At 47.5% G+C, this 15,535-nt stretch carries 15 protein-coding genes; 13 read left to right on the top strand and 2 right to left on the bottom strand.

What is annotated here, in order from left to right; genetic code table 11:
• The first annotated feature begins 5 nt into the window (after nt 1-5).
• The 5 genes from ruvB to yajC are packed head-to-tail and all read left to right on the top strand — an operon-like array spanning nt 6 to nt 3,721.
• Entirely contained in the window at nt 6-1,010 is a 1,005-nt protein-coding gene (gene ruvB, locus SB847_RS08685) for a Holliday junction branch migration DNA helicase RuvB (RefSeq protein WP_007408185.1), read from the top strand.
• On the top strand, nt 1,003-1,203 hold the full coding sequence (locus SB847_RS08680) for a DUF2905 domain-containing protein (RefSeq protein WP_003152687.1): 201 nt from the start codon (nt 1,003-1,005) through the stop codon (nt 1,201-1,203). Before ruvB ends, SB847_RS08680 begins: the two co-directional genes overlap by 8 nt.
• Nucleotides 1,204-1,228: 25 nt before the next feature.
• Complete coding sequence (gene queA, locus SB847_RS08675) at nt 1,229-2,257, top strand: tRNA preQ1(34) S-adenosylmethionine ribosyltransferase-isomerase QueA (protein WP_029326052.1); 1,029 nt, start codon at nt 1,229-1,231, stop codon at nt 2,255-2,257.
• Between the two features lie 27 nt (nt 2,258-2,284).
• Complete coding sequence (gene tgt, locus SB847_RS08670; RefSeq protein ID WP_410577526.1) at nt 2,285-3,430, top strand: tRNA guanosine(34) transglycosylase Tgt; 1,146 nt, start codon at nt 2,285-2,287, stop codon at nt 3,428-3,430.
• A gap of 30 nt (nt 3,431-3,460) precedes the next feature.
• On the top strand, nt 3,461-3,721 hold the full coding sequence (yajC, locus tag SB847_RS08665; RefSeq protein WP_007408187.1) for a preprotein translocase subunit YajC: 261 nt from the start codon (nt 3,461-3,463) through the stop codon (nt 3,719-3,721).
• Between the two features lie 51 nt (nt 3,722-3,772).
• Here yajC and SB847_RS08660 read toward each other — a convergent pair whose 3' ends face one another.
• Nucleotides 3,773-4,159 carry a TIGR04086 family membrane protein gene (locus SB847_RS08660; protein WP_003152697.1) on the bottom strand — a complete coding sequence of 129 codons (387 nt, stop codon included), beginning with the start codon at nt 4,157-4,159 and terminating at the stop codon, nt 3,773-3,775.
• A gap of 167 nt (nt 4,160-4,326) precedes the next feature.
• On the opposite strand from SB847_RS08660, the gene SB847_RS08655 reads away from it, so the two are divergent.
• Nucleotides 4,327-4,983, top strand: a complete 657-nt coding sequence (locus SB847_RS08655) for a DUF421 domain-containing protein (RefSeq protein ID WP_410577524.1) — start codon at nt 4,327-4,329, stop codon at nt 4,981-4,983.
• 7 nt (nt 4,984-4,990) lie between these two features.
• On the opposite strand, the gene spoVB is transcribed toward SB847_RS08655, so the two are convergent.
• A complete protein-coding gene (gene spoVB / locus SB847_RS08650) occupies nt 4,991-6,547 on the bottom strand; it encodes a stage V sporulation protein B (RefSeq protein ID WP_007408188.1) in 1,557 nt (518 codons plus the stop codon).
• A gap of 115 nt (nt 6,548-6,662) precedes the next feature.
• On the opposite strand from spoVB, the gene SB847_RS08645 reads away from it, so the two are divergent.
• The 7 genes from SB847_RS08645 (at nt 6,663) to relA (ending at nt 15,530) form a co-directional block, all read left to right on the top strand.
• Nucleotides 6,663-6,959, top strand: a complete 297-nt coding sequence (locus tag SB847_RS08645) for a post-transcriptional regulator (RefSeq protein ID WP_007408189.1) — start codon at nt 6,663-6,665, stop codon at nt 6,957-6,959.
• Nucleotides 6,960-6,995: 36 nt separating this feature from the next.
• Nucleotides 6,996-9,215, top strand: a complete 2,220-nt coding sequence (gene secDF, locus SB847_RS08640) for a protein translocase subunit SecDF (RefSeq protein WP_032873841.1) — start codon at nt 6,996-6,998, stop codon at nt 9,213-9,215.
• A 131-nt stretch (nt 9,216-9,346) separates the two neighbouring features.
• Nucleotides 9,347-9,844 (top strand): cation:proton antiporter regulatory subunit, encoded by a 498-nt coding sequence (locus tag SB847_RS08635; RefSeq protein ID WP_410577522.1) that lies wholly within the window; start codon nt 9,347-9,349, stop codon nt 9,842-9,844.
• A 63-nt stretch (nt 9,845-9,907) separates the two neighbouring features.
• Complete coding sequence (locus SB847_RS08630) at nt 9,908-10,234, top strand: LapA family protein (RefSeq protein ID WP_014418528.1); 327 nt, start codon at nt 9,908-9,910, stop codon at nt 10,232-10,234.
• Between the two features lie 55 nt (nt 10,235-10,289).
• The gene (gene recJ / locus SB847_RS08625) at nt 10,290-12,650 is read left to right on the top strand and encodes a single-stranded-DNA-specific exonuclease RecJ (RefSeq protein ID WP_224223707.1); all 2,361 of its coding nucleotides are present in this window, start codon (nt 10,290-10,292) and stop codon (nt 12,648-12,650) included.
• 5 nt (nt 12,651-12,655) lie between these two features.
• Nucleotides 12,656-13,168 carry an adenine phosphoribosyltransferase gene (locus SB847_RS08620; RefSeq protein ID WP_003152714.1) on the top strand — a complete coding sequence of 171 codons (513 nt, stop codon included), beginning with the start codon at nt 12,656-12,658 and terminating at the stop codon, nt 13,166-13,168.
• Nucleotides 13,169-13,325: 157 nt separating this feature from the next.
• Entirely contained in the window at nt 13,326-15,530 is a 2,205-nt protein-coding gene (gene relA, locus SB847_RS08615; protein ID WP_003152716.1) for a GTP diphosphokinase, read from the top strand.
• Nucleotides 15,531-15,535: the final 5 nt, after the last annotated feature.

The following is a 15,535-nucleotide window of genomic DNA, read 5'->3' as shown; positions in this document are numbered from 1 at the left end:
TGTTCATGGATGAACGGCTCGTTTCAAGTGAAGCAGACAGCCATGAATCAATAATCGAGCAAAGCCTCAGGCCGCAGAATCTCGCCCAGTATATCGGCCAAAAGAAGGTGAAAGAAAATCTGCGCGTGTTTATCGATGCGGCGAAAATGAGGCAGGAAACGCTGGACCACGTTCTTTTATATGGGCCTCCGGGTCTCGGGAAAACAACGCTTGCGTCTATCGTGGCCAATGAGATGGGTGTGGAGATGCGGACGACGTCAGGTCCCGCCATCGAAAGACCGGGAGATTTGGCAGCCATTTTGACGGCGCTCGAACCAGGGGATGTGCTGTTTATAGACGAAATTCACAGGCTGAACCGCTCAATTGAGGAAGTGCTGTACCCGGCGATGGAGGATTTCTGCCTTGATATCGTCATTGGAAAAGGCCCGTCCGCCCGCTCCGTCCGTCTCGACCTTCCCCCTTTTACGCTTGTAGGAGCGACGACAAGGGTCGGATTATTGACCGCACCGCTCAGAGACCGGTTCGGGGTGCTGTCGCGCCTTGAATACTATACGCAGGAAGAGCTGACAGATATCGTGTCAAGAACGGCTGACGTTTTTGAAGTGGATATCGAAAAAGCCCCGGCTCTGGAAATCGCCAGACGGTCAAGGGGAACGCCGCGGGTTGCAAACCGGCTTCTCAGAAGGGTGAGAGATTTTGCCCAGGTGCTCGGCGACAGCCGCATCACGGAAGAAATCGCTCACGATGCGCTCGAACGTCTTCAAGTCGATGCACTCGGCCTCGATCATATCGACCATAAGCTGCTGATGGGCATGATCGAAAAATTCAGCGGCGGTCCCGTCGGCCTTGATACGATTTCCGCGACAATCGGCGAAGAACCGCATACAATAGAGGATGTGTACGAACCGTATCTGCTGCAGATCGGATTTCTCCAGAGGACGCCGAGGGGACGGGTCGTGACTCCCGCTGTGTATGAACATTTTCGATTGGAGGCGCCCGCCCGTGACTGACTTTCCGAAGGTTCTCATGGTTCTCGGTGCCGTTTTGCTTATTGCCGGCGCAGTCTGGCACTTTGTCGGAAGGCTGCCCGGAGATATTTTCGTTAAGAAGGGAAATGTTACATTTTTCTTTCCCGTTGTCACTTGTATTGTGATCAGTGTGATACTATCCATTCTGCTTAATTTTTTCGGCAGAATGAAATAACAATAGACAGAATTAAGGTGAAATGATGAAAGTCGATTTATTTGATTTTGAACTGCCTGAACGCCTCATTGCCCAAGTGCCGCTGAAAGAGCGTGACGCATCGCGGCTGATGGTGCTCGACAAACAGACGGGCGGGCTGACGGACAGTTCATTTAAAGAGATTGTAAGCTTTTTTAATGAAGGGGATTGCCTCGTCTTGAACAATACCCGTGTGCTGCCTGCAAGATTATTCGGCACAAAAGAAGATACGGGGGCGAAAGTGGAGCTTCTGTTATTAAAACAGGAAGAAAATGATACATGGGAAACGCTCGTAAAGCCGGCGAAACGCGTAAAAAAAGGAACAGTCCTGACATTTGGCGACGGCCGGCTGACAGCGGTCTGCACCGAGGAGCTTGATCACGGAGGCAGAAAAATAGAATTCCGGTATGAGGGGATTTTTTACGAAGTGCTTGAATCACTCGGTGAAATGCCGCTGCCTCCTTATATTAAAGAGCAGCTTGATGATAAAGAACGGTATCAGACCGTCTTTTCAAAAGAAATCGGATCTGCCGCAGCTCCGACGGCCGGACTTCATTTTACGGAAGAGATTCTGGACGAGCTGAAGCAAAAGGGTGTGCGGATTGAATTTATCACACTTCATGTGGGACTCGGCACATTCCGCCCGGTCAGTGCTGATGATGTGGAAGAGCATAACATGCACGCTGAATTTTATGAAATGACGGAAGAAACCGCCGCCTCTTTAAACGAGGTCAGAAAGGCGGGAGGGCGCATCGTGTCGGTCGGGACGACATCAACGCGCACCCTGGAAACCATTGCCGGCGAACATGACGGCGTATTTACAGCTTCAAGCGGCTGGACGTCCATCTTCATTTATCCGGGATATGAATTTAAAGCGATTGACGGCATGATCACCAATTTTCATCTGCCGAAATCTTCGCTTATCATGCTCGTTTCTGCGCTTGCCGGCAGAGAGCATGTTCTTTCCGCCTACCGTCATGCGGTAGAAGAGGAATATCGTTTCTTCAGCTTTGGCGACGCCATGCTGATTATCTAATTTGAATGACAGGAGGCCTCATACAAAGTGGCTGAACAACCGATACGTTATGAATTTATAAAGGAATGCAAACAAACGGGAGCGCGCCTGGGCAGAGTCCATACGCCCCACGGCTCCTTTGAGACGCCTGTATTTATGCCGGTCGGCACGCTTGCTACGGTAAAGACGATGTCTCCGGACGAGCTGAAATCTATGGATGCGGGCATTATTTTAAGCAATACGTACCATTTATGGCTCCGCCCGGGACACGACATTGTAAAAGAAGCGGGCGGGCTTCATAAGTTTATGAACTGGGACCGCGCGATTTTAACGGATTCCGGCGGTTTTCAGGTCTTTTCATTGAGCAAGTTTCGTAATATAGAAGAAGAAGGCGTTCATTTCCGCAATCACTTAAACGGAGACAAGCTGTTTTTATCTCCGGAAAAAGCGATGGAAATTCAAAACGCCCTCGGCTCTGATATCATGATGGCGTTTGATGAGTGTCCGCCGTATCCGGCAGAGTATGATTACATGAAACGCTCTGTGGAACGGACCAGCCGCTGGGCGGAACGCTGCCTGGAGGCGCACGGGCGCTCAGATGAGCAGGGGCTGTTCGGAATCGTACAGGGCGGAGAATACGAAGACCTGCGGACACAAAGTGCAAAAGACTTGGTTTCGCTTGATTTTCCGGGTTATGCCATAGGCGGATTATCTGTCGGCGAGCCGAAGCACGTCATGAACCGAGTGCTTGAGTTTACAACTCCGCTTTTACCGAAGGACAAGCCGAGATATTTAATGGGTGTGGGTTCACCGGATGCCTTAATTGACGGCGCCATCCGCGGCGTGGATATGTTTGACTGCGTACTGCCGACCCGGATTGCCCGAAACGGCACGGTGTTTACGAATGAAGGACGTCTGAATATGAAAAACGCCAAATATGAGCGTGATTTCTGTCCGATTGACGAAGAGTGCAGCTGCCATACATGCCAAAATTACTCCCGCGCTTACATCAGACATTTGATCCGCTGTAATGAAACGTTTGGAATTCGATTAACAACTTACCATAACCTTCATTTTCTGTTACACTTAATGGAGCAGGTCAGACAAGCCATCCGGGAGGATCGTCTTGGTGATTTCCGAGAAGAGTTCTTTGAGCGTTACGGCTATAATAAGCCAAATGCGAAAAGCTTCTAAATAAAACCATTCATGAAAGGAGGGAAACAGATGGGTACTTTAGGCACAATCGTTCCTATTATTTTAATGTTTGCAGTGCTTTATTTCCTGCTCATCCGTCCGCAGCAAAAGCAGCAGAAGGCCGTACGCCAGATGCAGGAAGAGCTGAAAAAAGGGGATACAGTGGTGACAATCGGAGGATTGCACGGCACTGTTGATTCAATTGATGAAAGCAAGGTCGTCATTAAAACAGGTGATAACACCCGTTTAACATTTGACCGCCGCGCAATCAGAGAAGCTTCCGCTGAATAACAGCGAAGCTCATACATACAAAAAAAGAGCGGAGAATCCGCTCTTTTTTTATTACGCTGATCTGCTTCCTTTCAAATTCACTCCGAAAATGCCGCCCAGCATGCTGACTCCCAAAAAGCCGAGATGAAACAAAAGCTGACCGGATGTAAACGTTTTTCCGAAACCTAAATATTGAAACAGCAAGATGATTAATGAAAAACAGACGGCGGTTAAAGCCCCGATCATCCAGCCTTTTTCCTTCGCTTTGCCGCCCGATATAAAACCGCCCGCAAATAAAGAAAGAAAGGAAAGCGCGGTGATCAGCCAGCTGAAAGATGATTCTTCCATTGAGGTAACCGTCAGTAAAAGCGAAATCGCCAAACTCGTAAGAAGCATCACCGCAAAGATAGCCACTAAGCCATACAAGACGCCTCTTCCCACTTGTTTCGTTTCTTCCATTTTTATCTCCTCTCCGCCCCTGCGGCCTGATATATGACAAGCCGGAGCCCGTCTTTTTCTAAATGTATTCTCTGAATGTTCGAATTAGACGTAAATGCATGATGTTCAGCCCGTTTCTTACATAATTCAGAGCCGATGGCAAATGCTATGACCGTTGGAGGTGCGATATGGAAGATATTATCATTATTACGTTTCGTACGATTGTGCTTTATTTTATCATTCTTGTGATTTTCAGACTGATGGGAAAACGGGAAATCGGAGAACTGAGCATTTTAGACCTTGTCGTCTCCATTATGATTGCCGAGATTGCCGTATTGGCAATTGAAAATGTAAAAGATAAGCTTTTGCATACAATTGTGCCGATTGTCGTTTTAATGATTATTCAAGTAAGCCTTGCTTTTATTTCGCTCAAAAGCCAAAAAATACGGCAGCTGCTTGACGGAAAACCCACCATTATTATAAAACAGGGAAAAATTGATGAACGGGCGATGAGATCGCAGCGCTACAATTTTGACGATCTTCTTATGCAGCTGAGGGAAAATAACATCGATAGAATCTCTGACGTGTCATACGCCATTTTGGAGTCTTCAGGCAAACTGTCGATCGTCAAAAAGAAAAACAATAAGGGTAAGCAGATGGAAACATCGCTTATCGTTGACGGGGTCATTCAGAACGAGCACCTGGACAGAATCGGGAAAGATAAACACTGGCTCGAAAAAAATTTAGCAAAAAGAGGATATCGCGATCTTTCGGTTATATCATTCTGCACGTTTACGGACGGCGCTTTTTTTATTGATCTTAAAGATGAAAAAGGGGAGCCATAAATGGGTTTTACCGCGTCACGAACTTGCCGATGACCGGAATACGGATCAGCTCTTCCCTTTTAATCAGCCTGAATAACAGAAGAAGCGCTATGTACAAAATCGCGGTCATTGCAATCCAGCCTGTGAGATTAACAGCCTCTGACCCTGAAAAATGAACGGCGTGTTTGATGATGCGGCTGACATAACCGCAAATGAATATGACGGCAAAACAGAGCGCGTATTCTTTTATTTTAATGCTGATCGGAAGCACCTTGCTTACGGTGGCCGCATGCAGCAGGGTGACAAGGACCATCCCTGTTACAATCGCAAGTGCGGCGCCCATGATGCCCAAGGAAGGCCTGGTCGCCAAAACAAAAATTAGGCCGGTTTTGACAGCGGCGCCGATAAAACTGTTCATCATGGCGGCCCCGGCTAAATTGAGAGCCTGCAGCACCGCCTGAAGGGGCCCCTGAAAATAGTAAAGCAGAAAAAACGGCGCCATCACTTTAACAAATACCGCCGCATTAGTTGATCCGTACATGACGGACATCAGTTCATCAGCGAAAGAGAATAAAATAACCACCGAAATGCCTCCGCTTAAAAGACACAGCCTCATCGCCTGTTCCAGACGGTATTCGACAACTTGCAGCTTTTTTTGCTCCATCCCTTCACTGATCGCAGGAACAAGCGCCGTTGACAGAGAATAGGTTATAAAGCTGGGCAGCGTCAAAACCGTCATGGCAAATCCGGTCAGCTCCCCGTACTGGCTGGTGGCGGCAGCGGTGGCCACTCCTGCAATCGCAAGGCTCTGCGCGACGACAATAGGTTCAAAAAACCAAGATAAATTTCCGATGAAGCGGCTTCCGGTTGTCGGGAGTGACACGCTCATCAGCTGGCGGAAGGTTTCTTTTCCATTTGCAATCGACTTGAAAAATTGTTTTCTGATTCTGATTGTTTTATTTGCTTTAAAACAAATGAATAAATAAATAAGAGAGGCAAGCTCCCCGATGACAGACGAAATCATGGCTCCGGCTGCGGCATATTCAATCCCGTACGGCAGAAACACCGTCGTGCAGACTGCGACAAGTGAAATCCGCACGATCTGCTCAAGCACTTGGGAAAACGCCAGCGGGTTCATATTCTGCCTGCCCTGAAAGTAACCGCGCAGCACGCTGGAGATCGCGATAATCGGTACGACAGGCGTAATCGCCAGAAGCGGGTAAACCGTGCGCTGATCCGTCAGCATCGTTTCGGACATAATCGGCGCAAAGCATAAAAACAGCGGCGTGAAGATGAGACTTAATATCCCGGTGACGGTAAGCGACATCACTAAAATGTGTTTCATTTTCTGCCGGTCCCCCCGCGCGCTTGCTTCAGCGACAAGTTTGCTGATGGCAACGGGGAGGCCGAATTGAGTCAAAGTGGTGGCCAAGAAAAATGTCGGGGCAGCCATCATGTATAAACCGACCCCTTCTTCACCGATAAACCGGGCGATAACCACCCGGTTGACAAAGCCGAGCATTCTCGTAATCATCCCGGCTGCGATGAGAATAAGAGTGCCCCTTAAAAAAGTCTGTTTTGCCATTTTATAAACCCCTGCCTTCTCAAACTACCTGGAATCATATACAATAAAGATATGCGCCGATGTCGTCCGAGCATGACAAGTCTTCGAGAAAAATGGAAAAAGGAGCGAGCGCCCAGTGGAGAAACATCCCGCCGAAATGTACAAAGATCATTTGCGGCCTTTCTTGTACAGTAAACTTGAAGAGTTCAAAATCCTCGGATACGATGATGTTGAGCACGAGAGTTTATGGTCATACTTAATACATAAAAAGTGGAAACAGAAAAAGGAACTGCCGCTGCATGAATTGGCCGGTCATATTTTATCAGTTAAAATTGGCGATTTTATGAACTATGCAACCGTTGAAGCTTTTAAGTCGTCTAATTGGCTGGAAAGCGATGAGGGTCAGGAAGCTTTAGATGAACTGCTGAGATAATGATTTGACGGCATAGGTTTAAGGAGGAAATACATAATGAAAAAAGGACGCTTGATTGCGTTTTTCCTGATCGTATTATTGATCGGCACAGGGCTGGGGTATTTTACAAAACCGGCTGCCAATAATATTACGTTAGGATTGGATTTACGCGGCGGGTTTGAAGTTCTGTACGATGTGCAGCCCGTCAAAAAAGGCGATAAAATCACAAAAGACGTGCTCGTCAGCACGGTGCAGGCGCTGAACCGCCGGGCTAACGTTCTCGGCGTAAGCGAGCCGAACATTCAGATTGAAGGAAATAACCGCATCCGCGTACAGCTGGCGGGCGTCACGAATCAGAACAGGGCGCGCGAAATTCTGTCAACGGAAGCGCAGCTCTCGTTCAGGGATACGAATGATAAAGAGCTGTTAAACGGCTCTGATCTCGTGGAAAACGGCGCGAAGCAAACCTTTGATCCGACGACGAACGAACCGATTGTCAGCGTTAAGCTGAAGGATGCAGATAAGTTCGGAGAAGTGACGAAAAAAGTCAAGAAAATGGCGCCTAATAATCAGCTTGTGATCTGGCTTGATTACCAAAAAGGCGATTCATTTAAAAAAGAAGTCGGCAAAAAACATCCGAAATATGTATCCGCTCCGAATGTGAGCCAGGAATTAAACACGAAGGATGTCACGATTGAAGGTCAATTCACCGTTCAAAAAGCGAAGGACTTGGCCAATATTTTAAACGCGGGCGCGCTGCCTGTGAAACTGACCGAAAAATACTCTACTTCAGTAGGGGCGCAATTCGGACAGCAGGCTTTGCATGATACGGTAGAGGCTGGCATCATCGGTATTGCAATTGTTTTCTTATTTATGCTGCTTTATTACAGACTGCCTGGACTCATAGCGGTAATTACGCTTTCTGTATACGTGTATATTACGCTTCAAGTGTTCGACTGGATGCAGGCGGTGCTGACGCTTCCGGGTATTGCGGCGCTCATTTTGGGTGTCGGGATGGCGGTTGACGCCAACATCATCACCTATGAACGGATAAAAGAAGAACTGAAACTCGGCAAATCCGTCCGCTCAGCTTTCCGTTCAGGGAACAGACGGTCATTCGCGACGATTTTCGATGCGAACATCACAACGATCATCGCAGCGGTCGTGCTCTTTATTTTCGGGACAAGCTCTGTAAAAGGGTTTGCGACGATGCTGATTCTGTCAATTCTGACAAGCTTTATTACAGCTGTCTTCCTTTCGAGATTCCTGCTCTCCCTTCTTGTGGAAAGCAGATGGCTTGACCGGAAAAAAGGCTGGTTCGGCGTCAAGAAAAAACATATTATGGACATTCAAAAAACGGATGAAAATACTGAACCGCATACGGCATTCCAAAAATGGGATTTCACGAGCAAGCGAAAATATTTCTTTATTTTCTCAAGCGCTGTAACCATTGCGGGAATTATCATCTTACTGGTCTTTAAGCTCAACCTCGGAATCGATTTTGCAAGCGGTGCGCGGATTGACGTGCAGAGCAATCATGCATTGACGGCGCAGCAGGTTGAAAAAGACTTTGACTCTCTCGGCATGGAGCCGGAAAACATCGTGCTTTCTGGTAAAGAGAACCATGTTGCCGCGGCCCGGTTTGTCGGAGAGCCATCTAAAGAAAAAATCGCTGAAATCAAAACGTACTTTAAGGACAAATACGGATCTGAGCCGAACGTCAGCACGGTATCGCCGACAGTCGGAAAAGAACTGGCCCGTAATGCCTTATATGCCGTCGCCATTGCATCAATCGGCATCATTATTTACGTGTCAATCCGTTTCGAGTACAGAATGGCTGTCGCCGCGATTGTATCCCTGCTGTATGACGCTTTCTTTATCGTCGCGTTTTTCAGCATTACCAGGCTGGAGGTCGATGTCACCTTTATCGCCGCAATTCTCACCATTATCGGTTACTCGATAAATGATACGATCGTTACATTTGACCGGATACGTGAGCAGATGAAAAAACGTAAGCCGAAGTCATTTGCCGATCTGGAACATATCGTGAATCTGAGCTTGCAGCAAACCTTTACACGTTCGATCAATACGGTCTTGACCGTTGTGATTGTTGTCGTCGTGCTGCTCATTTTGGGCTCATCGTCAATTACAAACTTCTCCGTCGCTTTATTGGTCGGTTTATTGACGGGCGTTTATTCCTCTCTTTACATCGCCGCGCAGCTGTGGCTTGTATGGAAAGGAAAAGAATTTAAAGGGAAAAAATCAATCGAAGAGTAAAATGGGAACAGGCTGTCTTGCAGAAGGCAGCCTGTTTTTTCAGGCCGCATTGAACTTAAAACCTGCATTTGCTATAATGACATACGCTTACATAATCAATCATCATTGTAAAAACATGTAGGAGGGTTCTTATGAACGTTCGTGAGTCGGAGCTTCCGGGCATCGGCCAGAAAGTAGAAGTCATTACGAAAAATCACGATAAAATCAGTATTATTCTTCATGATGACGGCAGAAAAGAGCTCTATTACTTCGATGAGAATGATCATGACGAATGCTTGGCATCCGTTGAATTTAACGACGAAGAGGCGAGACAGATTTCCGCTATTTTAGGCGGGATGACGTATAAGCCGAAAGCGCTGGAATCTGTGGAAGTTGCGCTTGATGAGCTCGTCATTGAGTGGTTTAAAGCCGAATCTCATGCACCGGCTGTCAGCCGTACAATCGGAGATTTGGAGACCAAGAAACATTACAACGTCCAGATTATTGCGATCGTAAAGAAAAACCGGCAAAAACAGCTGAGCCCCGGCATTGATACCGTAATTGAAGCAGGGGACACCCTCGTTATATCGGGAGAAAGAAGCGGACTGAAAAAGCTGATCCGCGAGCAGTTAACGGCCCGGATTTCCTGAGACCGGGGTTTACTCCCGGGAAAATGGGGGAAAAGATAAGAATGAACAATTGGGGGCAGACGCATGAATAAACAATGGACTATTATATTCGCTTTACTATTTACTTTGATTGTCGCCATCTTTGCTGTCATTAACGTGCGGGCGGTTGAGGTTGATTATCTGTTCGGAACCGCTGAATGGCCGCTGATTTTAGTCATTTTAGGCTCTGTGTTAATGGGAGCGCTGATCGTGTTTTCAGCCGGTATCTTTCAAGTGATGAAACTGAAGCGCGAAATTAAAATGCTGCGGAAAGAAAACAGATCCGCAGGTGAATTGACGGCTGATTCGGACGGCCAAAAAACAGCCGCGCCGCCGGAAGAAATGCTTGAAGAGAAAAAAGGATCAGAATAACATTTGAAACCCCTCAGTCCGCTCTAGTATAATAGGGTGGTTGAGGGGTGAATTTATGTTAGCGTCAAAAATGCGCTGGGAAATCCAGCAGCCGGATCAGGAAAAAGTCAAATCACTCACAGAACAATTGGACATAACACCTCTTGTGGCATCACTGCTTGTAAAAAGAGGTTTTGATACTGCCGAAAGCGCAAGGCTGTTTTTACATACAAAGGATGCAGACTTTTATGACCCGTATGAATTAAAGGGAATGCGGGAAGCAGTTGATCGGATAAAACTGGCGGTTTCTCAAGGGGAACCGATTATGATTTACGGAGATTACGATGCGGACGGCGTTACAAGCACGTCGGTGATGCTGACGGCACTCAGACAGCTGTCGGCAGACGTTGACTTTTATATTCCCGACCGTTTTACAGAAGGCTACGGCCCGAATGAACAAGCTTTCCGCTCCATAAAAGAGCGGGGATTTTCGCTGATCATTACAGTGGATACGGGAATCGCCGCCGTCCATGAAGCTGAAGTCGCAAAAGAGCTGGGCTTAGACGTCATTATTACCGACCACCATGAGCCGGGACCCGAGCTTCCTGACGTATTTGCGATCATCCACCCGAAGCAGCCGGGATGCGGCTATCCGTTTAAAGAATTGGCCGGCGTCGGTGTGGCGTTTAAGCTTGCCCACGCGCTTACGGGTTCTTTGCCGGAAGCTATGCTGGACTTGGCGGCAATCGGTACGGTTGCAGATCTGGTGCCTCTTCATGATGAAAACAGATTAATTGCGTCACTCGGGATCGAAAGGCTTCGGACGACAAATCGGCCGGGCCTCAAAGCTCTGATTAAGCTTTCCGGCGGAGATATCGGACAAGCTGATGAGGAAACGATCGGATTTCAGGTCGCGCCGAGGCTCAATGCCGTCGGAAGAATAGAACAGGCCGATCCCGCCGTGCACCTGCTGATGACTGAAGATCAGTTTGAAGCGGAGGAACTGGCTTCGGATATTGACCGGCTGAATAAAGAGCGGCAGAAAATGGTGAAAACCATGACCGAAGAGGCTGTTGAAATGGTTCAGCAGCAAGGCGGAAACCCGTCTGCCATTGTAGTGGCAAAAGCCGGCTGGAATCCGGGAGTCGTCGGTATTGTCGCATCGAAGCTGGCTGAACGTTTTTACCGGCCCGCTGTTGTGCTTGGGATAGATGAGGAGCAGGGAATCGCTAAAGGGTCGGCGCGAAGCATCAGAGGCTTCAACCTGTTTACGAGCCTTTCACAGTGCAGAGACATTCTTCCTCATTTCGGCGGGCATCCGATGGCGGCAGGAATGACGTTGAAGGCTGAAGATGTGGCGGAATTAAGGGACAGGTTGAATCAAATGGCTGAAGAAACCCTTACGGAAGAGGATTTTATTCCCGTTCAGGAGGTTGATCTTGTCTGCGGCGTAGAAGACATAACCGTTGAAAGCATTACAGAATTGAATATGCTGTCGCCGTTCGGCATGCTTAACCCTAAACCGCATGTGATGGTGAAAAATGCCGTGCTTGATGATGTGCGCCTGATCGGAGCGAATAAAAACCACGTGAAAATGACGGTGAAAAGTGATTCCGCCGTCCTTGACTGCGTCGGCTTTAACAAAGGAGAGCTTGAAGCCGGAGTTGTCCCCGGATCAACGATTTCCATTGTCGGCGAGATGTCCATTAATGAATGGAACAACAGAAAGAAGCCCCAGCTGATGATTAAAGATGCTGCGGTGCCGGAATGGCAGCTTTTTGATATCAGGGGCAAGCGGACGTGGGAAGACACGGTCACCGCGCTGCCGAAGGAAAAACGGGTGCTCATCAGCTTTAACGAAAAAACCGCTCAGAAGCTCCGTGAAAAAGAGCTGTCGGGCGAGCTTGCCGGGATCACTTCGGAATCCGAGGCGAAAGCTCTCCAGCTTGACGGAAAATATGCCGTTTTTCTGGATGTGCCGCCGTCAGCGGATCGTCTGCAGCATTTGCTTGACGGAAAGAAGCCGGAACGGATTTATTTTGTTTTTATCAATCATGAAGAACATTTCCTGTCCTCATTTCCATCGCGGAATGATTTCAAGTGGTTTTATGCATTTCTCTTGAAAAGGGGCGCTTTTGACTTCGGCAAGCATGGTTCAGAGCTTGCGAGACACAGAGGATGGTCAATTGACACAATCAATTTCATGACAAAGGTGTTTTTTGATCTCGGTTTTGTTAAAATAGAAGATGGTGTGCTGTCTGTCGTGAGCGGCGCGAAAAAACGCGACCTGGCAGATTCGCAAACCTATCAGGTAAAACAGCAGCTGATGGAATTAGACCAGAAGCTCAATTATTCCGCAGCCCATGAGCTGAAGGAATGGCTGAATAAGCTAATGAACCAAGGTTCAGAAGCTTATGAAAGTACGAGGAGGACATAGAACAGATGGATCTTAAAAAATACGTAACAATTGTGCCCGATTACCCGAAAGAAGGCGTACAATTTAAAGATATTACGACATTGATGGACAAAGGCGACGTATACCGTTACGCCACTGACCAAATTGTTGAATATGCAAAAGAAAAAGAAATTGATTTAGTTGTCGGGCCTGAAGCGCGCGGCTTTATTATCGGCTGTCCGGTTGCATACGCTCTCGGAGTCGGCTTTGCGCCGGTTCGGAAAGAAGGAAAACTTCCGCGTGAGGTCATTAAAGTCGATTACGGTTTGGAGTACGGAAAAGACGTACTGACAATTCATAAAGATGCGATTCTGCCGGGACAGCGCGTGCTGATTACTGATGATTTGCTGGCAACAGGGGGCACGATCGAAGCAACGATTAAGCTTGTCGAAGAACTGGGCGGCGTTGTAGCCGGTATTGCGTTCTTAATCGAGCTTTCTTACCTTGACGGCAGAGACAAGCTTGACGATTACGATATTTTAACATTAATGAAATATTAACCGCATATGGAAAAAAGCACTCGTGTCAGGGTGCTTTTTTCCTATTATTTCATCATCCTGACAGATTCTTTAGGTGTTTTGAACTTCTGCCCTTTACATCTCTCGTTTTTTTCTTGATAATAAACTAATACAGTTTACATTTAAAAAAGGTGATTCCATGGCGAACGAACAAGTATTGACTGCCGAGCAAGTAATAGATAAAGCGCGCACTTATCTGCCGGAGGAGCAGATTGCGTTTGTTGAGAAAGCTTACCTGTATGCGCAAAACGCGCATCGCGAACAGTACCGCAAATCAGGTGAGCCGTACATCATTCATCCGATTCAGGTGGCGGGGATCCTCGTCGATCTGGAAATGGACCCTTCCACAATTGCGGGCGGATTTCTGCATGACGTGGTAGAGGACACGGATGTCACCCTCGACGACCTGAAGGAAGCATTTTCTGAAGAAGTGGCGATGCTTGTCGACGGCGTGACGAAGCTCGGTAAAATTAAGTATAAATCTCAAGAGGAGCAGCAGGCGGAAAACCATCGAAAAATGTTTGTCGCTATGGCTCAGGATATCAGAGTCATATTGATCAAGCTGGCGGATCGCCTTCACAATATGCGGACGTTAAAGCATCTTCCGCAGGAAAAGCAACGGAGAATTTCAAACGAAACGCTGGAAATTTTCGCTCCGCTGGCCCATCGGCTCGGGATTTCTAAAATCAAATGGGAGCTGGAAGACACCGCTCTCCGTTATTTGAATCCTCAGCAATATTACAGAATCGTCAACCTCATGAAGAAAAAGCGCGCGGAACGCGAACTTTATGTCGAAGAGGTTGTCAATGAAGTGAAAAAACGCGTCGAAGAAGTGAATATCAAAGCGGACTTTTCAGGACGTCCGAAGCACATCTACAGCATTTACCGCAAGATGGCGCTGCAAAATAAACAGTTCAATGAAATATATGATCTGCTCGCCGTCCGTATTCTTGTCGGAAGCATTAAAGACTGCTACGCCGTACTCGGCATTATTCATACGTGCTGGAAGCCGATGCCGGGCAGATTCAAAGATTATATTGCAATGCCTAAGCCGAATATGTATCAGTCGCTGCATACGACCGTAATCGGGCCTAAAGGCGATCCGCTGGAAGTGCAGATCAGAACGTTTGAGATGCATGAGATCGCTGAATACGGGGTGGCCGCACACTGGGCATATAAAGAAGGCAAGGCTGCAAACGAAGAAGCGACATTTGAGAAAAAACTGTCCTGGTTCCGTGAAATTCTTGAATTCCAAAACGAGTCTACCGATGCGGAAGAATTTATGGAATCGCTGAAAATCGATCTGTTTTCTGACATGGTATACGTATTTACGCCAAAAGGCGATGTCATTGAACTGCCGTCAGGCTCTGTGCCGATTGATTTTTCCTACAGAATCCACTCGGAGATCGGCAACAAAACAATCGGGGCGAAAGTGAACGGAAAAATGGTGACGCTTGACCATAAGCTCCGGACGGGCGACATCGTCGAGATTCTGACGTCCAAGCATTCATACGGTCCGAGTCAAGACTGGGTCAAACTGGCGCAGACGTCCCAGGCGAAACACAAAATCCGCCAATTCTTTAAGAAACAGCGCCGTGAAGAAAACGTCGAAAAAGGTCGTGAGCTTGTCGAGAAAGAAATTAAAAATCTTGATTTTGAAGTGAAAGATGTTTTAACACTCGAAAATCTTCAAAAAGTTGCCGACAAGTTCAATTTCTCTAATGAAGAGGATATGTATGCGGCGGTCGGGTATAACGGCATTACCGCTCTTCAGGTGGCCAACAGGCTCACCGAAAAAGAGCGGAAGCTGCGTGACCAGGAAGAGCAGGAAAAAATCGTTCAGGAAGTCACTTCCGAGCCGAAACATTATCCGCAAGGGAGAAAACGGGAAGCGGGTGTGCGCGTAAAAGGCATTGACAACCTTCTCGTCCGCTTGTCGAAATGCTGCAACCCGGTTCCTGGCGACCATATCGTCGGTTTTATTACAAAAGGGCGCGGTGTATCCGTTCACCGGGATGACTGTCCGAACGTCAAAACGAATGAAGCGCAGGAACGTCTGATCCCTGTTGAATGGGAGCATGAATCACAGGTTCAAAGACGCAAAGAATATAACGTTGAGATTGAGATTTTGGGGTATGACCGTCTCGGGCTTTTAAATGAGGTGCTCCAAGCCGTAAATGAGACGAAAACCAACATCTCCTCTGTCTCCGGCAAATCCGACCGCAATAAAGTCGCTACGATTCATATGGCGATTTTTATTCAAAACATCAACCATCTGCATAAAGTGGTCGAGCGGATTAAGCAGATCAGAGACATCTATTCAGTCCGGCGGGTAATGAACTAAAAGGA

This window comes from Bacillus sp. SIMBA_026 (genome assembly GCF_046535335.1).
Classification (GTDB): Bacteria; Bacillota; Bacilli; order Bacillales; family Bacillaceae; genus Bacillus; species Bacillus velezensis.
Note: the sequence above shows the minus strand (reverse complement) of the source record. Positions and strands in the feature narration are given on the sequence as shown.

Coding starts and splice junctions, on each gene's coding strand:
- ruvB (WP_007408185.1), top strand. CDS start 6: ATGGATGAACGGCTCGTTTCAAGTGAAGCAGACAGCCATGAATCAATA.
- queA (WP_029326052.1), top strand. CDS start 1,229: ATGAAAGTCGATTTATTTGATTTTGAACTGCCTGAACGCCTCATTGCC.
- yajC (WP_007408187.1), top strand. CDS start 3,461: ATGGGTACTTTAGGCACAATCGTTCCTATTATTTTAATGTTTGCAGTG.
- SB847_RS08660 (WP_003152697.1), bottom strand. CDS start 4,159: ATGGAAGAAACGAAACAAGTGGGAAGAGGCGTCTTGTATGGCTTAGTG.
- SB847_RS08655 (WP_410577524.1), top strand. CDS start 4,327: ATGGAAGATATTATCATTATTACGTTTCGTACGATTGTGCTTTATTTT.
- spoVB (WP_007408188.1), bottom strand. CDS start 6,547: ATGGCAAAACAGACTTTTTTAAGGGGCACTCTTATTCTCATCGCAGCC.
- secDF (WP_032873841.1), top strand. CDS start 6,996: ATGAAAAAAGGACGCTTGATTGCGTTTTTCCTGATCGTATTATTGATC.
- SB847_RS08635 (WP_410577522.1), top strand. CDS start 9,347: ATGAACGTTCGTGAGTCGGAGCTTCCGGGCATCGGCCAGAAAGTAGAA.
- SB847_RS08630 (WP_014418528.1), top strand. CDS start 9,908: ATGAATAAACAATGGACTATTATATTCGCTTTACTATTTACTTTGATT.
- recJ (WP_224223707.1), top strand. CDS start 10,290: ATGTTAGCGTCAAAAATGCGCTGGGAAATCCAGCAGCCGGATCAGGAA.
- SB847_RS08620 (WP_003152714.1), top strand. CDS start 12,656: ATGGATCTTAAAAAATACGTAACAATTGTGCCCGATTACCCGAAAGAA.
- relA (WP_003152716.1), top strand. CDS start 13,326: ATGGCGAACGAACAAGTATTGACTGCCGAGCAAGTAATAGATAAAGCG.